A 19,913-nucleotide genomic window follows, 5' to 3' on the forward strand; every position below is an offset into this window, starting at 1 on the left:
AATAATGTAACCAATGAAAATATCGATAGAATTAACCTTGACCCCTTTGCAAACGGACTTTGAATCTCATATTATTGAATTTATAAAAGTTTTGAGAGGGTCCAAATTTACCGTATTGGAGAACCCTTTAAGCACACAGGTTTACGGGGATTATGATGAAGTAATGACCTTTCTTACAAAGGAGATAAAAGTCGCTTTTGGAACAATGGACAATGTTTTAGTGTATATGAAATTGGTTAAAAGTGATAGAAGCGATTATGAGCCAAATTTTTGAAATACTCTTTAATCAATACAGGTCGTATACCTTGCTGCATATATGGCTAGAAATCATAGCTGTTTTTTTTGGAATTCTAAGTGTATATTTTGCAAGATTGAATAGAATATGGGTATATCCGACAGGTCTTATCAGCACAAGTATTTTTGTATATCTTTTGTTTAAATGGTCACTTCTTGGAGATTTACTCATTAACGCATATTATTTTGTTATGAGTATTTACGGGTGGTATATATGGACTAGAAAAGTTGATGATACAAACGTGACGCCAATCAGTAGTACAACCAAAAAGGAGCAATGGATACAATTAGGTATAGGAATGCTCACCATAGTATTTACGTATTCTGTGTATCAAATTTTTGACAAGTGGAATGACTGGACCGCGTATGTAGATACCCTCACTACCGCTATATTTTTTGTAGGGATGTGGTTGATGGCAAAACGTAAAATTGAAAACTGGATCTATTGGATTATTGGAGACCTTATTTCAATACCGTTGTATTTCTATAAAGGGTTTACCTTTACCAGTTTACAATATTTAATCTTCACCGTCATTGCAATTTTCGGATATATATCATGGAAGAAAAACTTAAACAACACCCTAGTCACTGCTTAAAAATAGTTGTCTTTGGACCAGAATCTACTGGAAAAACAACCTTATGCAAGCAATTAGCATCACATTATGATATGTTATGGATTGAGGAATATGCGCGTCCTTACCTGCAGGAGAAATGGGATAAGGAAAAGAAAATTTGCACATATGAGGATTTGTTGCCAATAGCAATAGGTCAAATGAATCTGGAGAACGGAGCTGTGCGGCAAAACCCGGAGATTCTGATTTGCGATACGGATTTACTGGAGACCAAAGTGTATTCAGAAGTATATTTTGACGGAAAGGTTCCGCAACTTTTAGATAAATTTTCACGTTTGAATTCTTACGATTTATATCTTTTAACTTATATTGATACCCCATGGATTCCTGATGACCTACGGGATAAACCAGACGAGCGAGAAGTAATGTTTCAACATTTTAAAAATGCTTTAGACCGTGAAAACAGACCGTATGTTATTTTAAAAGGTAATGAATCCACAAGGTTGGCGAAGGCTATAACAACTATTGATACTCTTAAAGAACTTAAAAAGTGAATATTACAGATAGCGATATAAAATTAATAAAATCAAAAGGACTAACTGTTGACAAAGTATTGTCCCAAATTGAAATTTTCAAAAATGAAATTCCGTTTGTTGCTCTACGAAGTGCTGCAACACTGGAAAACGGAATTTCTAAAATCTCTGACACGTATCAAAAAGAATTAATTGAACGCTATGAGAAAAAAGTATATGATTTGGAGACAATTAAATTTGTGCCAGCTTCGGGTGCGGCGTCGAGGATGTTTAAAGAACTATTTCGGTTTTTAGATTATTATGATGCCGATAAAGAAAGCTTGAATTCCTATACGAATCATGAAAAGGCGGATGCTATTCGATTATTTTTAATTGGATTAGAGAAATTTCCTTTTTATAGCACTGTGATGAATGAAGTTAAGCGTTTTTCACCTGATTTTGATTCCCTTTCTGAAGGCGAACAGCTGTATTTATTTGTAGAGGTTATGCTAAGAGAAAGGGGATTAAATTATGGTTGGTATCCCAAAGGTCTGTTACCCTTTCATAAGTATTCTGAAAGAATCGCCACAGCGTTTGAAGAGCATCTCTACGAAGCTGCTGGTTATAATGTCAATGGTGATAAGGCTTCAAAAATACACTTTACAATTTCAAAAGAACATCTAGAAGCTTTTAACGAAGAATTTGAACGTATACAGCAAGACGTAGAATTAAAAACAGCAACAAAATTTGACATTTCCTATTCATTCCAAAAACCGGAAACCGACACCATTGCGGTTACTATGGATAATGAACCTTTTAGACTTGAAAACGGAGAATTGCTATTCAGACCAGGGGGTCATGGAGCCTTAATTGAAAACCTCAATGATCTTGATGCAGATATCATTTATATTAAAAACATAGATAATGTAGTAGTTCGTAAGTATCAAAATGAATTATCAGGTTTCAAAAAAGTTTTAGCAGGTAAGCTTTTAGAAATTCAACAAGAAGTTTTTGATATACTAAAGTGTATAGATAAAGAGGTGCCTACCGAAGAAAAGCTAAAACAAATAAAACAGTTTCTTGTTGAAGAACTAAATGTCCGGCTACCTTTAGATTTTGATAAATTTTCTGATAAATTTAAAGTCCTATTCATAAAAGAATCTTTGAATCGACCTATCAGAGTTTGTGGTATGGTTATTAATGAAGGTGAACCGGGAGGAGGCCCTTTTTGGGTAAAACAAGAAAACGGTCGTGTTGTACTACAGATAATTGAAGCCCCGCAAATTAACAAAAATGATCGCAGACAAAAGGAAATTTTAGCCGGTGCTACACATTTTAACCCAGTAGATTTGGTCTGTGGAGTGAGAAATTACAAAGGAGAAAAATTCAATCTATTAGATTTTGTGGATCCCGATGCGGGTTTTATTACCACAAAAACTATGAACGGACGACGATTAAAAGCCTTGGAACTTCCTGGATTGTGGAATGGTGCCATGTCCAACTGGATAAGTGTTTTTGTGGAAGTGCCGTTAACAACATTTAATCCAGTCAAATCAGTTAATGATCTGTTGAAATCCGCGCATCAGGTAAAATTATTTTCGTGAAGACAGACGTCCTATTAAAAGAGTTAGAGTTTAAAGCAACACGTAGTTCTGGAGCAGGAGGACAGCACGTAAATAAAGTGTCAACAAAAATTATTGTTCGATTGCATATTGACAATTCTCAAGGATTCACATTAGAAGAGAAACAACGTCTACGCAGTAAACTGGTGTCACGAATCTCTAATGAGGGATATTTACAACTATCATGTGATGCAAGTCGTAATCAACACCGCAATAAAAATTTGGCAATCCAACGTCTACTGGATATGTTGAAAGCTGCTCTAGTAAGAGAAAAAGTCAGAAAATCTACAAAACCTTCCCGAGCGAGCATTCAAAAACGGCTTGACAGTAAGAAAAAACAGTCACAACGTAAAGAAAATCGAAGAAATCCGGATTTCTGAGTTCTTTATAGTAGAAATGTGTAAAAAATCCACACAATTTTGGGTAATCCTCTATGCTTATTAAAAATCTATAAAATTAATTATTTTATTAAGTTATTGACTTACAATATGTTAAATGTATTTGTGGTTATTTTTATTTTTTGGAACAGTTATTACTATTACTTACATGTAGAATAGTTTATAACTAGTTCCTATGAAGAAGTTGCCTTATATATTTTTAGCAGTGATTGGTATTGTTTCAGCACAGGGTGTTCAGGCTCAAGAAAGGGAAGAACTAAGCGTAATGAGGGAAGCTAAGGAAGTTAAAAATTTAAAATTTCGCGCTATTGAAATTGTTGAATTACCAATGGCAATTCAAGATAAAGCAGCTGTTGATTTTGAAAATTTTAGAATTAAAGAAGCATATATTTCTGAGAATGAGCTTTATAAGATTGTTCTCGTGAACAAAGATAACTTCACACAAGTTGTATTTGCAAGCGCTAAAGGCGAATGGATTAAGCCAAACGACAAATCTTAAATCTAGGGGTAGAAAAGGAATATCGTTTCACAACCATAAAGCGATATAAAGTTGTTTAGTGCTAAAAAGAGACTCGATCCCAAGAGTCTCTTTTTTATTTCTATTTCTTTACTTACAATACGTTAACGACTTCTAAAAAAGCATTAACTTTATAGGATATCTGCTTATCTTTGGGTGTTTTAGAGTAGACTATGCCCATGTCTGTTTTAATAATTAGGTAATACTGTTTAATGGCAGTATAATTTTTTCAATTTCAGAGAATATGTCCAAAATATTGATTGTAGAAGATGATGTAGCTTTTTGTACAATGCTTAAGACCTTTTTAGCTAAAAAGAATTATGAAGTGACCACAGCATTTTCAGGAAGCGAAGCTTCCTCTAAGATTCAGGATCATATGTATGATGTAGTATTGACGGATGTACGATTGCCTGATAGAGACGGAATCACTTTACTAAAAGAAATTCAGCAAAAAGATGCGACTACTCAAGTAATTATAATGACAGGATATGCAGAGGTGAATATGGCCGTAACCGCTATTAAACAAGGGGCATTTGATTATGTTTCCAAACCTTTTAATCCAGATACAATACTTCAGACGATCGATAGTGCTCTCAAACAAGAAAAACAAGTAGCTGCTAACAACAGTACTATCTCTCAAAACAAACAAGAAATATCCCAACAGTTACCAAAAGAAAAGAAGAAAGTTGTTCCTTCAAAAAAAACGGATACTTCTTTTGTCAAGGGAATTAGCGATGCGTCAAAAAAGTTAAATGAATATGTTGCCCTGGTAGCCCCAACCAAGATGTCGGTTTTAATCATTGGCGATAGTGGTACAGGTAAAGAATATATTGCAAGTAGTATCCATAAGGCTAGTAATCGTGCAGAAAAACCTTTTATTGCAGTAGATTGTGGAGCAATACCTAAAGAGATTGCATCCAGTGAGTTCTTTGGTCATATTAAGGGTTCGTTTACTGGAGCTGTAAATGATAAAGTTGGACACTTTGAAGCAGCTAATGGAGGAACCTTATTTCTTGATGAAATTGGGAATTTGAGTTACGAACTACAAGTTCAGTTATTACGAGCTTTACAAGAAAGAAAAGTAAAACCTGTTGGGAGTAATAAAGAAATTGCAGTTGATATACGAGTTATTGCAGCAACCAATGAGGATCTTAGTAATGCCGTTAAAGAAGGTGAGTTTAGAGAAGATCTTTATCATCGTCTCAATGAATTTTCGATTAAAGTCCCACCTTTAAGAGAGCGTATAGAAGACCTTATGCTTTTTGCTAACTATTTTCTTGAAGAATCAAATGATGAACTAGAAAAAAGTGTGGTTGGTTTTGAAGATGAGGTATTAGAATCTTTTAAGAAGTATAGCTGGCCGGGCAATTTGAGAGAGCTCAAAAATATAGTAAAACGCTCTGTGTTATTGACTCAAAATGATTGGGTGGCACAAGAGGTTTTGCCAAGTGATATTGCTCATGCTACGGCAACTACTAAAAACACCTATGGGTTATTCAAAAACCAAAACGAACAAGAGCTGATTCTCGATGCACTCGAGAAAGCAAATGGAAATAAGGCTAAAGCTGCACGTATGTTGTCAATTGATCGTAAAACCTTGTATAACAAGCTAAAACAATACGATATTAGTCTTTAATTTTCAACTTTAAGTTTGTCAATAAGCAGCAAGATTTTCGTAATACTTTGTTTTGTGAGCTTATAAATTTCCTTGTTGGAAACCCCATAATTGTCGGGCTGCTCCAAGCGTTCTAACAGTTCTACAACCTCCGTAGCTTTTATTTGCCTAAACATGGGAAGTATTTTGTGAGTAATTGATTTTATTTCTTCCACATTCTTGCTGCGAACTGCTTCTTTTAGAAGTTTCAGGTTTGTTTGAGTGCTATCATAAAAAGTATCTAATATGGCATATAAACTTTCAGAATCTCCTTGAGCAAACATCATTAAATCGTTTAAAGAGTATTGTTTATTTTTTGTATCAGAATTCGACGGATCGGCAGTTGATTCTGTTTCTGCAAGTGTAATATTGATATTTAAAGCATGTGCCATAAGTTGTAAAAGAGTATTAGGAGCATAAGGCTTGCGTAAACTATATACAAATCCGGCCTTCTTATAATCCGCGTCGGTGGTATCTGTTCTGCCAGATAATGCGATTACAGGAATAGATTTAGTTTTTTCATTTTTACGTAATTCGTCAAGCAATTCAAAACCGTCCATTCTCGGCATTTGAATATCGGTCAAAATAAGATCATAATATTTTTCATCGGCTAGCGCTAACGCAGTTTGGGCGTCCTGAGCGCTATCGTACTTTAAACCCGCTAAGTCTGCCACCTCACTTGTAAGTGCTAACTGCGTAGGATCGTCGTCTACCAAGAGCACAGATCGATTTTTTAGGGCATTGTAATTTTTATGGTCAGAACCCTCTTCTACTAATAAAATATGACTGCGTTTTACAGGAATAGCCACGGTGAAGGTACTACCTTTTCCAGGCGTACTCTCTAGACTTATTGTGCCTTGGAGCAACATGATAATTTTCTTCGTAATTGCCAGTCCTAACCCAAAACCGCCATATTGCTTTTCTGTACTATCATCCCCCTGAGAAAACTCTTCAAAAATATGCTTTTGTTGTTCTTCTGTGATGCCGATACCGGTATCCTTTATTTTTATAATTAACTGTTTTTCTGATACGCCGTTCTCTAATATTTTACTGGAAACGGTTATGGACCCGCTATCCGTAAACTTATATGCATTATTTATTAAATTAGTAAGAACCTGTTTAATCCTGAAGGGATCGCTCAGATATTGTCTTGTCAAATTCTCTTCGGTATGAAGGTGAATATCCAATTTTTTTGGATCATTAATTGGAATGGCGCTTATGACCGTAGTTTCTATGACATTTTTTGGTGTAAAAGGTAATTCCTCAATGACCATCCGGCCCGCTTCCAGTTTAGATAAATCCAGCAAATCATTCACTAGATGAAGAATATAGTCAGAAGATTTCTTCAAATGATCAAGATAGTGTTCCTGTTTGGTGTTCAGTTCAGTTTTTTCGAGTAAATCCGAATATCCAATAACGGTGTTGAGAGGAGATCTAAGATCGTGGGTAACAGTATTAATAAGGGTTTCTCTCGTTTTTAACAGCGATTCTTTATAGGCCTTTTCCTCTTCAAGTGCAATTCTATACTTTTGACTTCTCGATACATCTCTAATTATCAAAAATAGGAAGACAATAGCCACTAAAAGACTTGTAAGTGCAATTATTACTATTATTCTAGAGGTTTTATCCAACATTTGGCTAGAAGCCTCAAGGCGCTGATAATATTCATTGCGTTCATTTTGTTCAATAGTAGCTAAAAGATCTCGTAATTGACGGGTAATTACTTGATCTTTTTCTAAAAGGTTGTTTTCCTTCTGCGAAATTTGCTGCTTGTATTTTTTGTCACGCTCTTCTAATTCAGTCAGCACTTGTCTGACTGTTGTGGTCAGGGAGTCCAAGGTTTGATTAGTAAGTCGCTCGGCATTATCTTCCTTCGTTAAGCTTATAATGTTAACAACTGATTTTCGAAACTGTGGATCCAGACTTCTAAAACGTTTTTCATAATTAGAATCGTCAAAAGATTCATTTGCCTTTTTTAACTCATCAATGGCTGTGGCATAAATTCCTTTTTCTTTTCGTTGTTTATACAGCTTGATTAGTTCTTCAAAATTCTTGTTCTTACTGTCAATCAAATGCCTTAGGCTATCGATTTTGATGGTTTGAAGACTGTCTTCTGATATGGCAGAGACTTTATGAATGGTTTGAAGTATGGTATCAATTTTTGCTTTGTAGTTTTTAAATTTTTCTACATCCGCTGTTTGTATGATGTTACGTGTTAAACTTTCTGCCTCGTAGAGCCCGGTCAAAGTTTCTCCAACTAAGAAAAGTTTTTCGTTATTCTTATTTTTTATTTCAGTAATCTGAGTATAGTTATTTATCTGTCGATATATAACCCAAAAAGCAATCACAGCAAGTACTCCCGCTAGGATATAGCTGGCTACAATTTTAAAAGTTACTGATCTCTTCGTGTTTTTCATAAGCTATGTCAAGCTACAAAATTAAGTAACTTAAAAATTTAGTTCTATTAAAGGTATGATAAATCCCTTAAACATGATATTTTTGTACCCTTATCTCATAAGGGGTGCTTTTTTTAAAGGCTGAGATTATACCCGATGAACCTGGGCAGGTAATGCTGCCAAGGGACGACGGTGTCAACAGATCTAGTGATCTTTTGATAACGAGTGATAGGAGTATATAGAGATCATTGATATGAACTCTACTCAAATCACTCACTTTTTAAGCAATAATAAATCATAGAATAATTACCCCTTTTATTCGTAATAGTTTTACGAATGAAAAATAGTATATTCATAGCATTCAGTTTTTTGAGCACTTGTGCCGCTTTTGCGCAAACCGTCCAAAATGACAGCATCCCTCCAGTATCAGAAAAATTGGAGGAAGTTTTAGTAAAAGCTGTTCGTGTGGAAGCTGACTCGCCAATAACGCATTCTAACCTTTCAAAGAAAGAAATTGAAACCCGTAACTTGGGACAGGACATCCCTGTTTTATTAAATTATCTTCCGGGAGTAGTCACTGCATCTGATGCAGGTGCAGGTGTGGGGTATACCTATATACGTGTGCGAGGAAGCGATGCTTCGCGAGTGAATGTAACACTTAACGGAATTCCATTTAATGATGCCGAGAGCCAGGGAACATTTTGGGTCAATTTACCTGATTTTTCTTCGTCAATTGAAAACTTGCAACTGCAACGCGGTGTGGGAACCTCTACAAATGGCTCCGGCGCATTTGGTGCCAGTTTAAATTTGCTAACCGATGCAGTTTCAAAAGAAGGCTACGGAGAAATTGCGAATTCCTTCGGTTCTTTTAACACCAGAAGACACAATGTAAAATTTAGTACCGGACTCCTTAATGAGCATATCGAAATAGCGGGTAGACTTTCAGCGATAGCATCAGATGGATATGTTGACCGGGCATCGTCGGATTTAAAATCATATTACCTTCAGGGTTCCTATGTTGATGATAATACATTGATCAAGGCCATCACTTTTGGAGGGCACGAAATAACCTATCAATCATGGAACGGAGTCGACCCAACAACTTTAGAAGAAAATAGAACGTTCAATTCTGTTGGTGCATATACTGACGAAAACGGGAACAATCGTTTTTATGATAACGAAGTAGATAACTATAAGCAAGATCACTATCAATTGCATTGGAATCAAAAATATAATAACCACTGGTCGACAAACCTGGGACTAAATTATACCTACGGAAGGGGCTATTTCGAACAATACAAGGAAGATCAGGACTTTGAGACCTATGATTTTGAACCAATAGTTGTAGGAACAGACTCCATAAATACTACTGACTTAATACGCAGGCGTTGGTTAGACAATGATTTTTACGTAGTAAATGCTTCCGCCAATTATAAAAATAATGCAATTGATATCGATTTCGGTGCTTTTTATAGTTATTACGACGGAGATCATTTCGGTGAAGTAATTTGGGCTCAAAATGCAGGAGGTTCAGAGATACGCGATCGTTATTATTTTGGTAACGGTAAGAAGGAAGAAATATCAATTTTTAGTAAAGCTACGTACAAAATCAACAATAAGTGGAGTGCATTTTTAGATTTGCAAGGGCGTTTTGTTGCTTATGAAACTAGCGGTTTAACTTCTGACAGGGCTCCGCTAGAGGTTGATGAGCGCTATGATTTCTTTAATCCAAAGTTGGGAGCTACCTACCAATTAAACACCTCCAATCAACTGTATGCTTCATACGCTGTGGCTAACAGGGAACCACGTAGAGCGGATTTTGAAAATAAAATTTATACTGCCGAACGGTTAAATGATATAGAACTGGGCTGGAGATTTCAAAAAACTAAAACAATCATCAATGCTAATATCTATTATATGTGGTATCAGGATCAGTTGGTGCTTACCGGAGCGTTGGATGATACTGGTAATTTTGAGAGAACTACCAGTGGAGAAAGTTATAGGTTAGGAATCGAGATAGATGCTGATTTTACTATAACCGATCAGTTGAGTATTAAACCGAACATTGCACTAAGTACAAATAAAAATAAAGATTTTGTCACTACACGAGACGGTGGTTTAGTGGAGCTCGGAGATACTGATATTTCGTATTCACCTTCATTAGTGGCAGGAAATATGATTCTATACCGTCCGCTAAAAAATTTGCAAATTGGATTTTTATCTAAATATGTGGGAGAACAATACATGGGGAACATAGATAGCGAAACTTCAAAGTTAGATGCTTTTTTTGTGAATGATCTCAATATCGTTTATGAGCTGAACAAGGTTCCTGTATTTAAATCTATCGCATTAACAGGATTGGTAAACAACGTTTTTGATGAAATCTATGAGTCTAATGGATATTTTTATACGTATGACGATGATTTTAGTACTCCGGGAACCACTACCACAGTAGAAGGTGTTGGATTTTATCCACAAGCCGGTATCAACTTTTTGGTAGGGGCGACTTTAAAATTTTAAACAACCAATAAGGGAACTATTGAATTATTTAGGGGTAAATATTGATTTAGTTTCCTTATTTTTATAACATAAACTTTGGGGGTGTCCTTAACTTAGGTTAGGTCTGAGAAATACCCTTTGAACCTGATGCGGCTAATACCGCCGAAGGGAAAAGTTACTATGCAATGTTTTTGCAATAGTAAATTCTTCTACGACATATTAGTTATGTCCCTCTTGAAGTTTATGGTTACTAATATTTATTATATGACCATAACTTTAAATCATAAATCTCAAACAATTGAAGCTCTTAGTACACTAAGAGATCTTCTTACTCAATTGTCAATTAGCGACAAAGGTATCGCCATTGCGCAAAATAACTGTGTCATTAGCAGAGTATGTTGGGATACCACACAGATTCAAGAAAATGACACTATTACAATAATCCAAGCCACGCAAGGCGGTTAATCTAAGACATCAAGTAAACTCGTTTAATTATAGTACTATGAAAAAACAAGACACGGCACCACAACAGCACCTTATTACAACGACTCCTTTTCCTGCATCAAGAAAAATATATGTCAGCGGTACAATGCACCCGGAGATCAAGGTGGCAATGCGAGAAATTCAACTCGAAGATACTACTGATAGTTACACGAAGAAGAAAACACCGAATCAACCCGTAACGGTGTATGATACGAGTGGGCCCTATACAGATTCTGCTAAAAATGTGGATGTCCATAATGGGATTGAGCGTATTAGAGAGTCGTGGGTTGTAAAAAGGAATGATGTGGAACAGTTAGAAGAATTTTCTTCTACTTATTGTAACCAGCGGCTTAAGGATAAAAATTTGGATCATTTAAGATTTAACCATCTGCATAAACCCAAAAAGGCAAAAAAAGGCAAAAATGTTTCTCAAATGCATTATGCAAAACAAGGGATTATAACGCCAGAGATGGAGTATGTGGCTATACGAGAAAATCAAAAATTACATGAAGTAAAGCAACTCTCAAAACAGCACACAGGTCAAAATTTTGGAGCTAATATTCCAGACGTCATTACACCAGAATTTGTGAGAGATGAAATTGCCAGAGGGCGTGCGGTATTACCTTCTAATATCAATCATCCCGAGAGCGAGCCCATGATTTTAGGACGTAATTTTTTAGTAAAAATAAATGCGAATATTGGTAATTCTGCCACCACCTCATGTATTGAGGAAGAAGTTGAAAAAGCAGTTTGGGCATGTCGTTGGGGTGCTGATAATATTATGGACCTTTCTACAGGAGACAACATACATGAAACACGCGAGTGGATTATTCGTAACTCTCCAGTTCCTATAGGTACAGTGCCGATTTATCAGGCACTGGAAAAAGTAAATGGAAAAGCCGAGGACTTAACCTGGGAAATTTTCAAAGATACCTTAATCGAACAAGCAGAACAAGGTGTAGATTATTTTACCATTCATGCCGGAGTAAGACTTTCTTATGTTCCTATGACTGCTAAGCGAATTACGGGCATCGTCTCACGCGGTGGTTCTATAATGGCTAAATGGTGCTTAGCGCATCATAAAGAAAGTTTTCTCTACACGCATTTTGAAGAGATTTGTGAGATTATGAAAGCATACGATGTTGCTTTTTCTCTTGGGGATGGTCTGCGTCCGGGTTGTATAGCCGATGCCAATGATGAAGCGCAATTCGCAGAGTTGGAAACCTTAGGAGAGTTAACTAAAATAGCATGGAAACACGATGTACAAACCTTTATTGAAGGTCCGGGGCATGTACCCATGCATATGATTAAAACTAATATGGATAAGCAGCTAGAAGCATGTGGAGAAGCGCCGTTTTATACCTTAGGTCCTTTGACAACAGATATTGCACCGGGCTATGATCATATTACTTCTGGTATAGGAGCAGCTATGATTGGCTGGTACGGAACAGCAATGTTATGCTATGTTACGCCCAAGGAACATTTAGGCTTGCCTAATAAGCAAGATGTACGAACCGGTGTGATTACCTATAAAATTGCAGCGCATGCTGCAGATTTGGCAAAAGGTCATCCGGGAGCTCAACATCGAGATGATGCGTTAAGTAAAGCTCGCTTTGAATTTCGTTGGAACGATCAGTTTAATCTGGCATTGGACCCTGAGCTAGCTAGAGAATATCACGATGAAACCTTGCCGGCTGAAGGGGCCAAAATAGCTCATTTTTGTAGTATGTGTGGGCCAAAGTTTTGCTCAATGAAGATTTCGCAAGAAGTAAGAGATTATGCTGCCAAAAAAGAAATAGAAGCATCAAACGCATTAGAAGAGGGGTTACAGGAAAAAGCGGCAGAATTTAAAGAAAAAGGAAGCGAAGTGTATCTATAGTATGCGAATAAAAAGCGTATGAATTAAAATGAATTTTTAATACTATCTCAATGCTCATTGTTTTGACATCAGAAAAAGAACTTGACGACGAAGCAACTAAAATCAATCAATTGTTTGATCATGGGTTAGAATATTTGCATGTACGTAAGCCCTCTATGAATGTAAACGGTTACCGATATTTGTTGAATGCTATTAATCCGGATTATTATAAGAAAATAATGTTGCACCAGTTTCATGAACTTGTAGTAGAATTCGATTTAAGGGGTATCCACCTGCAGGAGCAACAACGTATTGATTTAGGAGATAAATTGAAGGAGTATGTGTTGGACTTCATCCTGTATGATTATAAAGTAAGCAGTTCTTTTCATAATCCACAAGATATACTGGCCTCCCCTATTCACTACGACTATATGTTACTCAGTCCTGTTTTCGATGCTATATCAAAAACAGGGTATAAGGGCAAATCTTTTAACGTATCTAATATAAAAGAGTTTGTTATTGGGTTGGGCGGAATTGATGAGAAAACTATGGCTACAGCTTTTCATCTTGGGTTTAAAGGAGTAGGCGTATTGGGTAGTATTTGGAATACAACGGATTTTTTGGAGAGTTTCAATACTATAAAAAATGCTTATAACTGCACAAAGCTAAATAAATGAAAATGAAGTCAGTAGAGAAAAGACCTTTTGTGCTAACTATAGCGGGATTTGACCCTTCTGGTGGTGCAGGACTGACAGCTGATATCAAAACTTTTGAAGTGCTGAAAGTGTATGGTTTAGCGGTATGTACAGCCAACACTGTGCAAGATGATACTGAGTTTCAATCATGTCACTGGACAGATATCGACGTAATGAAGAATCAAATTGATATACTTTTCAAACGATTTACTATCGATGTTGTCAAAATTGGAATTTTTGAGAATTGGAGTGTGTTAAATCAACTTTTAGATATTGTATTGGTAAAAAACAGCAAAATCAAAATTATACTCGATCCTGTGTTGAGCTCCAGTTCCAATTTTAGTTTTCATAACAATATGATTGAGTTTGATGAAGTTTTAGGAAGAGTATACCTACTGACACCTAATTTTAATGAAATTCAAACACTATATCCGGAGAAAACAATAGAAGCAACGGTGAAGCTGATTAGCAATAGTACCAATATTCTTTTAAAAGGTGGTCATAGAAAAGATTCTGTTGGGCAAGATGAGTTGTTCTTAACCGACGGTACGCATATTATTTTTGAACCCTTTAATAAGAATTGTTTCGAAAAACATGGAAGTGGATGTGTCTTATCATCTGCAATCGCTGGATATTTGGCTTTAGGTTCTTGCCTAGAGGAAGCCTGCAGAAAAGGAAAGCAATATATTGAAACCTTTTTAACCTCAAACGAAAGCCTTTTAGGTTATCATCAACGATACTAAACTTTTACTACCTAACCAATTAAACATTTATGCATCAACTACAGTATATTTCTCAGGGTTTAACTCCCGAAGATCACCTTCTTAATATAGAGCGAGTGTGCAAAGCAGGAGTAAGATGGATACAACTTCGACTAAAAAACGTTGATCTTGCTATTCATTTAAAAACAGCGTTGCAGTGCCGGGTACTTTGTGATCAATTCGAAGCAATTTTAATTATTAACGACGCAGTGGGTATTGCAAGAGCTTCGCAAGCCGATGGTGTACACCTGGGGACTCATGATATGACTATAAAAGAGGCTCGTAAAATATTAGGAAATAATGCTATCATAGGAGGGACAGCCAACACAGCAGAGGATTGTATAAAACTTTTTGAGGAGAAGGTGGATTATGTGGGTTTGGGACCGTTACGCTATACAGCTACTAAAAAAGATTTGAGTCCGGTACTGGGTTTCATGGGATATCAGGAGATTTTGGACACAATTAAACATCATAAGCTTAAAGTTCCTGTGGTTGCTATTGGAGGCATCACAGAGAATGATGTAGAATTATTAATGAGAACAGGAATATCAGGAATTGCAGTATCAAGCTTGTTGACGAAGGGAGACTCTTTTGATGAAAAAATAAATGCGCTCAAAAACCTAATCGCATAGACCTGACTTTAAATTACCACGCACTATGGATATACTAAAGATTGCAAATAAAGAATTCTCATCCAGATTATTTACGGGAACGGGAAAATTTAGCTCTTCACAACTAATGAAGGATGCACTGATAACAGCAGAAAGTGAGCTGGTTACAGTAGCGTTAAAACGCGTTGATATAACAAATAAGGATGAAGATATTGTCACATATCTGAAGCATCCCAAAATTAATTTGTTGCCTAATACGTCAGGAGTTCGATCTGCAAAAGAAGCGGTTTTTGCGGCGCAAATGGCTCGAGAAGCTTTAGAAACCAATTGGATTAAACTTGAAATCCATCCGGATCCGAAATATCTGTTGCCCGATCCCATCGAGACATTACTCGCGGCAGAGGAGTTGGTAAAACTTGGTTTTGTGGTGATGCCATATATTCATGCCGATCCAGTATTGTGTAAACGATTGGAAGAGGTGGGAGTGCAGTGTGTTATGCCTTTGGGATCCCCTATAGGCACTAATCAAGGGCTTAAAACATTGGATTTTTTAAAAATCATAATCGCTCAGAGCAATGTGCCGGTAATTGTAGATGCTGGGATTGGAAGCCCTTCGCATGCAGCTCATGCTATGGAAATTGGCGCCGATGCGGTTTTGGTAAATACCGCAATTGCCGTTAGTAAGAACCCGGTAGCCATGGCACAAGCATTTAAACTGGCGGTGCAGGCAGGACGATTAGCATACACCTCAAAATTAGCTCCGCTTCGCGATACCGCTACAGCCAGTAGCCCATTAACCTCCTTTCTACAGTAATTTTTAATGTCAGACCCAGTAACCCTATACGTATGAAAACTTTTAGAGATCTATTTGACTCCTATACTTGGGAAGACGTTTTGCAGAGTATTTATCTAAAAAGAGAGACCGATGTTTTACAGGCACTAAGCTCAGACCAATTGGATTTAGAGGATTTTAAAGCGTTGTTATCACCGGCAGCACGTCCTTTTTTAGAAGAAATGGCGCAAAAAAGTAATAGGACTACCAAAAATCGTTTTGGAAACACCATACAGATGTATGCACCCATGTATTTGAGTAACGAGTGTCAAAATATTTGTACCTATTGTGGTTTTAGTATGACTAATAAAATACCCAGACGCACGTTGACAGATGCCGAAATTCTGAAAGAAGTAGCCTATCTCAAATCCAAAGGGTATGATCATATCCTTTTAGTAACGGGAGAGGCCAATAAGACCGTGGGTGTTGATTATATTAAAAATGCTATAGCACTTATTCGCTCTCACTTTACTAACATAACAATTGAGGTGCAACCGTTGGATCAGGAAGCATATGAACAACTCATTGAAGCAGGTCTTTATGCGGTACTCGTCTATCAGGAAACATATCATCAAAAAGAATATAAAAAACATCATCCTAAGGGCAAAAAGTCAAACTTTCACTATCGATTAGAGACTCCTGATCGCCTTGGTCGTGCTCAAATTCATAAAATCGGACTGGGAGTGCTTTTTGGTCTAGAGGACTGGCGGGCTGACAGCTTTTTTACGGCACTTCATTTGCTTTATTTGCAAAAAACATATTGGAAGACAAAATATTCTATTTCATTTCCAAGATTGCGTCCACACAGTGGAGGTTTAGAACCTAAAGTTGAAATGACAGATGCAGATTTAGTGCAACTTATCTGCGCTTTTAGATTACTTGATGAAGATGTGGAATTGTCTATGTCAACCCGGGAGAGTGAACTATTTAGAGAACATATAGTGGATTTAGGGATCACTTCGATTAGTGCGGCATCCAAGACCAATCCGGGGGGCTATGCTGTAGCACCTCAATCTTTAGAACAATTTGAGATCTCAGATGAACGTTCGACCGAAGAGGTTACGGCAATGCTAAGAGAAAAAGGACTTGAAGTAGTTTGGAAGGATTGGGAGTATTTCAAATAATGTAGAAGTAATTATAATATGTTATCTAAAAACGAAAAGAAACAATATAATAGGCACCTCATTCTTGAAGAAATTGGGAGTATGGGGCAAGAAAAATTAAAGCAGTTTAAAGTGCTGGTAGTAGGAGCAGGAGGATTAGGTTGTCCTGTTTTGCAGTACCTAACTGCTGCTGGTGTTGGTACTATTGGAATCGTTGATGACGACGTTGTTGATCAAACAAATTTACAGCGTCAGGTGTTGTATACGGTCGATGATATTGGAAGCTCCAAGGTTGAGGTTGCTTCACAAAAACTCAAAAGACTTAATCCAAACATTGCTTTTGACATTTATAATGAGCGTTTAAATAAAGAAAATGTAGTAGCTATTTTCTCAAAGTTTGACATTATCGTAGACGGAACCGATAATTTTCCTACTCGTTATTTGGTCAATGACGGGGCGGTGCTAGCAAATAAACCAGTAGTGTTTGGTTCTATTTTTAAGTTTGAAGGGCAGGTTTCTGTGTTTAATTACCAACATGGACCTACGTACCGGTGTCTCTTTCCGGAACCTCCGGGTGAAGATGCATTACCAAATTGTTCGGACATTGGAGTGCTGGGGGTGTTACCGGGAATAATGGGAAGTTTAATGGCCAATGAAGTATTGAAGATGATACTGGATCTCGGGAAGTCATTGAACGGAAAACTTTTATGTTTAGACGCACTAAGCCTGTATCAGCAGATAGTAACCTTCAGCAAAAATGAAAATAGTAAAATCACATCCCTTCAAGATGATTACCATATTTTTTGCGGAACTCAAGAAATACAAAGCATTAGCTTAGATGATTATCAGAATAAATGTAAAGAATATGTATTACTAGACGTAAGAACCATTTCAGAACACGAAAAGTTTAATATCGGCGGCTACCATATTCCGTTACATGACTTAGTAAATAAAGCAATGGAGCTACCTCATGATAAACCGGTTGTGGTGTGTTGTCAATCGGGCATACGTAGCAAAAAAGCCATTCAACTACTTTCAAACCTTAGAAAAGATCTTACATTATTGAATTTAGAAGGCGGGCTTAATCAATTTAGTTCGTAATAGTAAGTCGGTTACCATCTCGGCGTATTGCATAGCGTACCAGTGGATATCCACCTTCGCCTTTTATCTGCTTTCCATTCACAATTTCGTACACATTAGTAGTGTTGTCACAGTTAGAAGATGCTTCGATTCCTTTGACCGTTAATGCAGAACATGAACTGGGAGTTATATTGGGATCGCTTAATTCAAAGGCTGAATATAAAGTGTTGTCGATATTATAGATAATTACGCCCTTAACACCAACGCCAGCCAACGTTTCAACATAAGAATTGTTTGGAAACTTTAGCATATTGTACTGAGGTAAATCTAAATTAATACTATGGGTAAAATTTACAGAAGGAATAAATGGATTGCTTATTCTTGCATCATCATCACTAGCGCATGAAACCATCAAGAAAACTAAAAGTAATGGTAAAGTAAAATATTTCATTTTGATTAACTATTTTACAAATTTACCGTTTTAATCCTGTTTATCATATTGTTTTATGATTATGATAAAGCTCTTATCTAATGGACTAGCAAAAATTATTTACACCTATTAATTTTTCTTATATTTGTTAAGTTGAAGTCCCATGACAGTGGGATTTTTTCTATTTATATAAATGAAGGAATTATGAGTAAAGTATCATATTATACAGCAGAGGGACTCAAGAAGTTGAGAGATGAATTGAATCAACTAAAAGATATAGAGCGTCCTAAGGCTTCGCAAGCAATTGCAGAGGCTAGAGATAAGGGTGATCTGAGTGAAAACGCAGAGTACGATGCCGCCAAGGAGGCTCAAGGTCTTTTGGAATTGAAAATATCAAAAATGGAAGCGACCTTGTCCAATGCCAGATTAATCGATGAGTCTCAATTGGATACTTCCAAGGTATTAATACATTCTACCGTGAAAATCAAAAATCAAACCAATGGAGCCGAAATGACCTATAAGCTGGTTGCTCAGAGTGAGGCGGATTTAAAAACAGGTAAAATATCGGTTGATTCCCCTATTGGCAAGGGTTTGTTAGGTAAAAGTATTGGGGATGTAGCAGAGATCCAAGTACCTAACGGAACAATGAAATTTGATATTGTAGAAATTTCTAGGTAATTTTTTATTATTTCTAAAATCGAGAACCTTTTTTTAACAATAAAGAAAGGTTTTTTTTATTTCTGACTAAAACAAAAGATTTATATTTCCAATAAATTAATAAACATACCAAATGTCAACTTTATTTACTAAAATAATTAATAAAGAAATTCCATCGTATACGCTAGCAGAGGATGATAATTTTTACGCTTTCCTAGATGTAAACCCTAATGCTAAAGGACATGCTTTGTGCGTGCCCAAAGTGGAAGAAGATAAGTTATTTGATCTGGATGAATCGGTTTATATAGAACTAATGCGCTTTTCCAGAAAAGTAGCAAAAGCGTTAGAAAAAACAATAGCATGTAAACGAGTTGGGATGGCCGTAGTGGGTCTTGAAGTTCCACATGTTCATGTGCACCTTATACCTTTACAAACCATGGATGACATGAGATTTCAGAAAAAAGTTGAAATGGATGAAGCAGCGTTCAAAGCATTGGCCAAAGAGATAAGAGATAACTTCAATGGATAGTAAAATAAAGAGTCTGGAATTAGTATTGCGAATTGATTGGAGTGAAATGGACACCTACCAGCATGTGAACAATATTAATTTTATGAAATATATGCAAAGTGCACGTGTTCAGTTTTGGGAAGTTTCGGGTTTGGCAACCATGCATGCCAATACGAATAAAGGTCCAATGCTGGTTTCATCAAAATGCGATTTTAAGCATCCCCTATTTTATCCAGGAAATGTTTTGATTAAATCCTCCGTAGAATTTATTAAAAACTCTAGTTTTGGATTACATCATTACCTTTATAATGACAATGAAGTTTTGTGTGCAGAAGGACATGATGTGGCAGTTTGTTTCGATTTTAATGACAACAAAACTTTTCCTATTCCAGAAGTTCTTAGAAAAACGATGCTACATTACAAATAAGTTT

Annotated in this window: 21 protein-coding genes and 1 riboswitch; of the genes, 19 read left to right on the forward strand and 2 right to left on the reverse strand. The window is 36.4% G+C overall.

Annotated features, from left to right (window positions below; genetic code table 11):
• The first annotated feature begins 13 nt into the window (after nt 1-13).
• From BD809_RS01310 to BD809_RS01340, 7 genes are all read left to right on the forward strand, one after another.
• Nucleotides 14-274, forward strand: a complete 261-nt coding sequence (locus BD809_RS01310) for a thiamine-binding protein (RefSeq protein ID WP_148781142.1) — start codon at nt 14-16, stop codon at nt 272-274.
• A complete protein-coding gene (gene pnuC / locus BD809_RS01315; RefSeq protein ID WP_148781143.1) occupies nt 258-890 on the forward strand; it encodes a nicotinamide riboside transporter PnuC in 633 nt (210 codons plus the stop codon). Before BD809_RS01310 ends, pnuC begins: the two co-directional genes overlap by 17 nt.
• Nucleotides 851-1,420 (forward strand): AAA family ATPase, encoded by a 570-nt coding sequence (locus BD809_RS01320; RefSeq protein WP_148781144.1) that lies wholly within the window; start codon nt 851-853, stop codon nt 1,418-1,420. Before pnuC ends, BD809_RS01320 begins: the two co-directional genes overlap by 40 nt.
• Nucleotides 1,417-2,982 (forward strand): DUF4301 family protein, encoded by a 1,566-nt coding sequence (locus tag BD809_RS01325; protein WP_148781145.1) that lies wholly within the window; start codon nt 1,417-1,419, stop codon nt 2,980-2,982. The genes BD809_RS01320 and BD809_RS01325 overlap by 4 nt, the downstream gene beginning before the upstream one ends.
• Entirely contained in the window at nt 2,979-3,380 is a 402-nt protein-coding gene (gene arfB / locus BD809_RS01330; RefSeq protein ID WP_148781146.1) for an alternative ribosome rescue aminoacyl-tRNA hydrolase ArfB, read from the forward strand. Before BD809_RS01325 ends, arfB begins: the two co-directional genes overlap by 4 nt.
• A gap of 193 nt (nt 3,381-3,573) precedes the next feature.
• A complete protein-coding gene (locus BD809_RS01335) occupies nt 3,574-3,897 on the forward strand; it encodes a hypothetical protein (protein WP_148781147.1) in 324 nt (107 codons plus the stop codon).
• 262 nt (nt 3,898-4,159) lie between these two features.
• Entirely contained in the window at nt 4,160-5,551 is a 1,392-nt protein-coding gene (locus BD809_RS01340) for a sigma-54-dependent transcriptional regulator (protein WP_148781148.1), read from the forward strand.
• On the opposite strand, the gene BD809_RS01345 is transcribed toward BD809_RS01340, so the two are convergent.
• Nucleotides 5,548-7,986, reverse strand: a complete 2,439-nt coding sequence (locus tag BD809_RS01345; RefSeq protein ID WP_148781149.1) for a hybrid sensor histidine kinase/response regulator — start codon at nt 7,984-7,986, stop codon at nt 5,548-5,550. The two genes, BD809_RS01340 and BD809_RS01345, sit on opposite strands and share 4 nt — an antisense overlap.
• A 315-nt stretch (nt 7,987-8,301) precedes the next feature.
• Here BD809_RS01345 and BD809_RS01350 point away from each other — a divergent pair, with 315 nt between their 5' ends.
• The 9 genes from BD809_RS01350 to moeB all read left to right on the forward strand — a co-directional run bounded on the left by BD809_RS01350 (nt 8,302) and on the right by moeB (nt 17,908).
• Nucleotides 8,302-10,485 carry a TonB-dependent receptor gene (locus BD809_RS01350; RefSeq protein ID WP_148781150.1) on the forward strand — a complete coding sequence of 728 codons (2,184 nt, stop codon included), beginning with the start codon at nt 8,302-8,304 and terminating at the stop codon, nt 10,483-10,485.
• 67 nt (nt 10,486-10,552) lie between these two features.
• A riboswitch (TPP riboswitch) is annotated at nt 10,553-10,652 on the forward strand.
• Nucleotides 10,653-10,728: 76 nt separating this feature from the next.
• Nucleotides 10,729-10,929 (forward strand): sulfur carrier protein ThiS, encoded by a 201-nt coding sequence (thiS, locus tag BD809_RS01355; protein ID WP_148781151.1) that lies wholly within the window; start codon nt 10,729-10,731, stop codon nt 10,927-10,929.
• A gap of 37 nt (nt 10,930-10,966) precedes the next feature.
• Nucleotides 10,967-12,826: a phosphomethylpyrimidine synthase ThiC gene (gene thiC, locus BD809_RS01360; RefSeq protein WP_148781152.1), complete on the forward strand. Its 1,860-nt coding sequence runs from the start codon at nt 10,967-10,969 to the stop codon at nt 12,824-12,826.
• Between the two features lie 50 nt (nt 12,827-12,876).
• The gene (locus BD809_RS01365; RefSeq protein WP_148781153.1) at nt 12,877-13,482 is read left to right on the forward strand and encodes a thiamine phosphate synthase; all 606 of its coding nucleotides are present in this window, start codon (nt 12,877-12,879) and stop codon (nt 13,480-13,482) included.
• A gap of 2 nt (nt 13,483-13,484) precedes the next feature.
• Entirely contained in the window at nt 13,485-14,243 is a 759-nt protein-coding gene (locus tag BD809_RS01370) for a hydroxymethylpyrimidine/phosphomethylpyrimidine kinase (protein WP_148781154.1), read from the forward strand.
• A 29-nt stretch (nt 14,244-14,272) separates the two neighbouring features.
• Nucleotides 14,273-14,893 carry a thiamine phosphate synthase gene (thiE, locus tag BD809_RS01375; protein WP_148781155.1) on the forward strand — a complete coding sequence of 207 codons (621 nt, stop codon included), beginning with the start codon at nt 14,273-14,275 and terminating at the stop codon, nt 14,891-14,893.
• Nucleotides 14,894-14,918: 25 nt separating this feature from the next.
• Nucleotides 14,919-15,686, forward strand: coding sequence for a thiazole synthase (locus BD809_RS01380; RefSeq protein WP_148781156.1), 768 nt, complete (start codon nt 14,919-14,921; stop codon nt 15,684-15,686).
• 32 nt (nt 15,687-15,718) lie between these two features.
• Nucleotides 15,719-16,828, forward strand: coding sequence for a 2-iminoacetate synthase ThiH (thiH, locus tag BD809_RS01385; RefSeq protein WP_148781157.1), 1,110 nt, complete (start codon nt 15,719-15,721; stop codon nt 16,826-16,828).
• An 18-nt stretch (nt 16,829-16,846) separates the two neighbouring features.
• Nucleotides 16,847-17,908 carry a HesA/MoeB/ThiF family protein gene (gene moeB / locus BD809_RS01390; protein ID WP_148781158.1) on the forward strand — a complete coding sequence of 354 codons (1,062 nt, stop codon included), beginning with the start codon at nt 16,847-16,849 and terminating at the stop codon, nt 17,906-17,908.
• Here moeB and BD809_RS01395 read toward each other — a convergent pair.
• Complete coding sequence (locus tag BD809_RS01395) at nt 17,898-18,338, reverse strand: hypothetical protein (protein ID WP_148781159.1); 441 nt, start codon at nt 18,336-18,338, stop codon at nt 17,898-17,900. The two genes, moeB and BD809_RS01395, sit on opposite strands and share 11 nt — an antisense overlap.
• Before the next feature lie 183 nt (nt 18,339-18,521).
• Between BD809_RS01395 and greA the strand changes: the two genes are divergently transcribed.
• From greA to BD809_RS01410, 3 genes are all read left to right on the forward strand, one after another.
• Nucleotides 18,522-18,995: a transcription elongation factor GreA gene (gene greA / locus BD809_RS01400; protein ID WP_148781160.1), complete on the forward strand. Its 474-nt coding sequence runs from the start codon at nt 18,522-18,524 to the stop codon at nt 18,993-18,995.
• A gap of 112 nt (nt 18,996-19,107) precedes the next feature.
• Nucleotides 19,108-19,503 carry an HIT family protein gene (locus tag BD809_RS01405; RefSeq protein WP_148781161.1) on the forward strand — a complete coding sequence of 132 codons (396 nt, stop codon included), beginning with the start codon at nt 19,108-19,110 and terminating at the stop codon, nt 19,501-19,503.
• Nucleotides 19,496-19,909 (forward strand): acyl-CoA thioesterase, encoded by a 414-nt coding sequence (locus BD809_RS01410; protein WP_148781162.1) that lies wholly within the window; start codon nt 19,496-19,498, stop codon nt 19,907-19,909. The genes BD809_RS01405 and BD809_RS01410 overlap by 8 nt, the downstream gene beginning before the upstream one ends.
• The last annotated feature ends 4 nt before the right edge of the window (nt 19,910-19,913 follow it).

The organism is Aquimarina intermedia (assembly GCF_008124785.1).
In the GTDB taxonomy this organism is placed as follows: Bacteria; Bacteroidota; Bacteroidia; order Flavobacteriales; family Flavobacteriaceae; genus Aquimarina; species Aquimarina intermedia.

Bases quoted from the DNA above. Each gene is read 5' to 3' on its own strand.
- BD809_RS01310 (WP_148781142.1), top strand. From the start codon at position 14: ATGAAAATATCGATAGAATTAACCTTGACCCCTTTGCAAACGGACTTT.
- pnuC (WP_148781143.1), top strand. From the start codon at position 258: ATGAGCCAAATTTTTGAAATACTCTTTAATCAATACAGGTCGTATACC.
- BD809_RS01320 (WP_148781144.1), top strand. From the start codon at position 851: ATGGAAGAAAAACTTAAACAACACCCTAGTCACTGCTTAAAAATAGTT.
- BD809_RS01335 (WP_148781147.1), top strand. From the start codon at position 3,574: ATGAAGAAGTTGCCTTATATATTTTTAGCAGTGATTGGTATTGTTTCA.
- BD809_RS01340 (WP_148781148.1), top strand. From the start codon at position 4,160: ATGTCCAAAATATTGATTGTAGAAGATGATGTAGCTTTTTGTACAATG.
- BD809_RS01345 (WP_148781149.1), bottom strand. From the start codon at position 7,986: ATGAAAAACACGAAGAGATCAGTAACTTTTAAAATTGTAGCCAGCTAT.
- BD809_RS01350 (WP_148781150.1), top strand. From the start codon at position 8,302: ATGAAAAATAGTATATTCATAGCATTCAGTTTTTTGAGCACTTGTGCC.
- thiS (WP_148781151.1), top strand. From the start codon at position 10,729: ATGACCATAACTTTAAATCATAAATCTCAAACAATTGAAGCTCTTAGT.
- thiC (WP_148781152.1), top strand. From the start codon at position 10,967: ATGAAAAAACAAGACACGGCACCACAACAGCACCTTATTACAACGACT.
- BD809_RS01365 (WP_148781153.1), top strand. From the start codon at position 12,877: ATGCTCATTGTTTTGACATCAGAAAAAGAACTTGACGACGAAGCAACT.
- BD809_RS01370 (WP_148781154.1), top strand. From the start codon at position 13,485: ATGAAGTCAGTAGAGAAAAGACCTTTTGTGCTAACTATAGCGGGATTT.
- thiE (WP_148781155.1), top strand. From the start codon at position 14,273: ATGCATCAACTACAGTATATTTCTCAGGGTTTAACTCCCGAAGATCAC.
- BD809_RS01380 (WP_148781156.1), top strand. From the start codon at position 14,919: ATGGATATACTAAAGATTGCAAATAAAGAATTCTCATCCAGATTATTT.
- thiH (WP_148781157.1), top strand. From the start codon at position 15,719: ATGAAAACTTTTAGAGATCTATTTGACTCCTATACTTGGGAAGACGTT.
- moeB (WP_148781158.1), top strand. From the start codon at position 16,847: ATGTTATCTAAAAACGAAAAGAAACAATATAATAGGCACCTCATTCTT.
- BD809_RS01395 (WP_148781159.1), bottom strand. From the start codon at position 18,338: ATGAAATATTTTACTTTACCATTACTTTTAGTTTTCTTGATGGTTTCA.
- greA (WP_148781160.1), top strand. From the start codon at position 18,522: ATGAGTAAAGTATCATATTATACAGCAGAGGGACTCAAGAAGTTGAGA.
- BD809_RS01405 (WP_148781161.1), top strand. From the start codon at position 19,108: ATGTCAACTTTATTTACTAAAATAATTAATAAAGAAATTCCATCGTAT.
- BD809_RS01410 (WP_148781162.1), top strand. From the start codon at position 19,496: ATGGATAGTAAAATAAAGAGTCTGGAATTAGTATTGCGAATTGATTGG.